Here is a 3263-nt window from a genome sequence, read left to right on the forward strand (position 1 = left end):
CCGAAGAAGAGCCCGCCGCCCCGGCCAAACAGCCCGAAGCGGCCAAAGCCGAACCTGCTCCGGCTGCTGATGCAGGCGACGACTTCGACTTCCTCTCTTTCGCCGAAGAAGAGCCCGCCGCCCCGGCCAAACAGCCCGAAGCGGCCAAAGCCGAACCCGCTCCGGCTGCTGATGCAGGCGACGATTTCGACTTCCTCTCCTTCGCCGAAGAAGAAACCTCCACCCCGGCCAAACAGCCTGAACCGGCCAAAGCCGAACCCGCCCCGGCTGCCGACGCGGGCGACGATTTCGACTTCCTCTCCTTCGCCGAAGAAGAACCCGCCGCCCCGGCCAAACAGCCCGAAGTGGCCAAAGCCAAACCCGCGCCAAAAGCCGCAGACGATGCAAAAGAGGCCGAAAAACCGGCAGCACATCACACCGTGGTCAGCGACGCGGTCGTCATCGCCGCCGAACCTGCCGCAGAAACCCAAAGCGATGCGCTCGATTTCTTCGCGCTGGAAGACGAACCGGCACGCGCCCCCGAAGCGGCCGCCCCGGTTGCCGCCGCTGACGATGACGAAACCCTCGACTTCTTCAGCGACGACAGCAGCAACAGCGAAACTGTCGCTGCCGCCAAAGCCGAACCGGCACCCGCTGCCAAACCTGCCCCGGCTGCCACCGTCGCCCCTGCCGCCTCGGATGCCGACGTGGACGTGGAAGCGATGGAAATCAACCTCGACATGGCGACCTCCTTCATCGTCATGGGCAAGGCAGAAAAAGCGCGCTCCTGGCTGGACGAAGTCCTCGAATCCGGCAGCGAATCACAAAAAGTCCGCGCCCGCAGTATGCTGGCACAACTCGACAAATAACCATGACCACACGCTATGCCGTCGGCCTTGAGTACGACGGCACGCAATATGCGGGCTGGCAGCGCCAGCCCTTTTTTGCGTCCACCATCCAGGAACAGGTCGAACGCGCCCTGGGGCAAGTCGCCGCGCACGCGGTGGAAACCACCTGTGCCGGGCGTACCGACGCGGGCGTACACGCTACCGCGCAAATCATCCACTTTGACGCCGACGCCGTGCGCAGCGATTTTGCCTGGCTGGCAGGCGGCAACCGCTACCTGCCTGCCGACATCCGCCTGCAATGGATACAGGCCGTCCCCGCCGACTTCCACGCCCGCTACAGCGCGCGCGAACGCCACTACCGCTACCTCATCCGCCACCACGCGCAACCCTCCGCCCTGTGGGCGCACCGCTGCCACTGGCACAAAAAAGCGCTCGACGCCGTCGCGATGCACACTGCCGCGCAGGCACTCATCGGCGAACACGACTTCAGCGCCTTCCGCGCCGCCGAATGCCAGGCAAAAAGCCCGTGGCGCTACATCCGCTGCATCGACGTGCGCGAACGCGGCGGCTGGCTCGCGGTGGACATCAGCGGCAACGCCTTCCTGCACCACATGGTGCGCAACATCGTCGGCACGCTGCTCGCCGTCGGCGATGGCCGCCGCAGCACCGCCTGGCCGGGCGAAGTCCTCGCCAGCCGCGACCGCCGCGCCGCCGGTATCACCGCCCCGGCGCAAGGCCTGTACCTTAACGGCATCACCTACCCGCCCGCCTACGCGCTGCCCGCCTTCCCGCCCGCCTGGATACCCGATGCATTTCAATGAATTGCTGCCGCTGGCGAATGCCGACGACATCCGCCGCCTTGACCGCCTCAGCTGCGAACGCCAGGGCATCAACGCACTACAACTGATGGAGCGCGCCGCGACGCGCTGCACCGCCAAACTGCTGGAACTCTACCCGGACAACCACCACTGGACGGTAGTCGCAGGCGCGGGTAACAACGGCGGCGACGGCCTCGTCATCGCACGCCAACTGTTCATGCGTGGCGATCGCGTACACGTCTATCGCCCGCAACACCGTCCCTGTGGCGCCGACCACGACGCCAACGCCGCCCGCCTCGAACGGCTGCTGCCGACCGCCGACCTCGCCGCCTTCACCCCACCCACGCGCGGCGTGCTGATTGACGCCCTCTTTGGCGTCGGCACCAACCGCCCGCTGGACGAGCCCTACGCCAGCCTCGTCGCCGCCATCAACCGCGCCCCCGTCCCCGTCGTCGCCATTGACCTGCCCTCCGGCCTGCAAGCCGACCGTCCGCACGCCGCGCAACACCCCGCCGTCCACGCCACGCACACCCTCTGCCTCGGCTGCCCCAAAGCGGCGCTGCTTTGGGCAGAACACGAAAAATACGTTGGCACACTGCACCTGTTGCCGATAGACCTTGACCGCGACGCCGTCGCCGCCATTCCCGGCGCGCGCTGGCTTGACCCCGCCTGGCTGCGTGCCCAATACCGCCCGCGCCGCCGCTTCGCCCACAAAGGCGACGCCGGACGACTGCTCCTCATCGCAGGCAGCCGTGGCATGACCGGCGCGGCGGTGATGGCGGCAAAAGCGGCGTTGCGCAGCGGCTGCGGCTTACTCACCGCGCACCTGCCCGCCGCCTGCACCGATGCCTTCCATGCGCAAATCATGGAGGCGATGAGCGATGCCGACCCGCAACCCGGCCACAACAGCCGCCTCAGCCACGACATCGCCGCCGACGCGCTGCTGCTTGGCTGCGGCCTCGGCACCCACGCCGATACCGCCGCGCTACTGCATGAAATTGCTGACCGCTACCGCGACCGCCCGATGGTCTGGGACGCCGACGCGCTCAACCTGCTCGCCGCCGACCCGGCGCTGCAAGCCAAACTGCCACCTGCCAGCATCCTCACCCCGCATCCGGGCGAATATGCCCGCCTCGCCGGACGCGCACTCACCCACGACCACGAACGCATGGCCGCTGCGCGCGACCTCGCCGCCCGCCTGCACGCGGTTGTCGTCCTCAAAGGCAAGTACAGCATCATCAGCGCGCCCAACGGCGACACCCTCATCAACCCGACCGGCAACGCGGGCATGGCCAAAGGCGGCAGTGGCGACGTCCTCGCGGGCATCATCGCCGCGCTGCTGGCGCAAGGCTACGAGCCCTTCCCCGCCGTCGCCATCGGCGTGTACCTGCACGGCCTCGCCGCTGACCTCGCCGTCGCCGGCACCCACCTCACCAGCCTCACCGCGCACGACCTCATCGCCGCCATCCCCGCCGCGTTGCAAAGCCTTTTCCCTGAGCCCACCAGCAGCCAGGACGCAACGCACGATTTGCCGCCTCTGCCTTGTCGCAAATCTCCGAAATAAAAATGGTGGGGCAAGCCCCACCCTACACTCGCTACAGTCCATCGGCGCGCGGAT

At 67.6% G+C, this 3263-nt stretch carries 3 protein-coding genes; all 3 read left to right on the forward strand.

Annotated elements, in window-relative coordinates:
- Nucleotides 1-848, forward strand: an 848-nt coding sequence (locus ACO54Z_RS05795) for a FimV/HubP family polar landmark protein (protein ID WP_485996166.1), incomplete at its 5' end; no start/stop codon positions are given.
- A 2-nt stretch (nucleotides 849-850) separates the two neighbouring features.
- Nucleotides 851-1648: a tRNA pseudouridine(38-40) synthase TruA gene (gene truA, locus ACO54Z_RS05800; RefSeq protein ID WP_485996167.1), complete on the forward strand. Its 798-nt coding sequence runs from the start codon at nucleotides 851-853 to the stop codon at nucleotides 1646-1648.
- Nucleotides 1635-3209: an NAD(P)H-hydrate dehydratase gene (locus tag ACO54Z_RS05805; protein ID WP_485996168.1), complete on the forward strand. Its 1575-nt coding sequence runs from the start codon at nucleotides 1635-1637 to the stop codon at nucleotides 3207-3209. Before truA ends, ACO54Z_RS05805 begins: the two co-directional genes overlap by 14 nt.
- Nucleotides 3210-3263 lie beyond the last annotated feature (54 nt).

Source organism: Cardiobacterium sp. (assembly GCF_057314735.1).

Excerpts from the sequence above, each read along its gene's own strand:
- truA (WP_485996167.1), top strand. The coding sequence starts at position 851 with ATGACCACACGCTATGCCGTCGGCCTTGAGTACGACGGCACGCAATAT.
- ACO54Z_RS05805 (WP_485996168.1), top strand. The coding sequence starts at position 1,635 with ATGCATTTCAATGAATTGCTGCCGCTGGCGAATGCCGACGACATCCGC.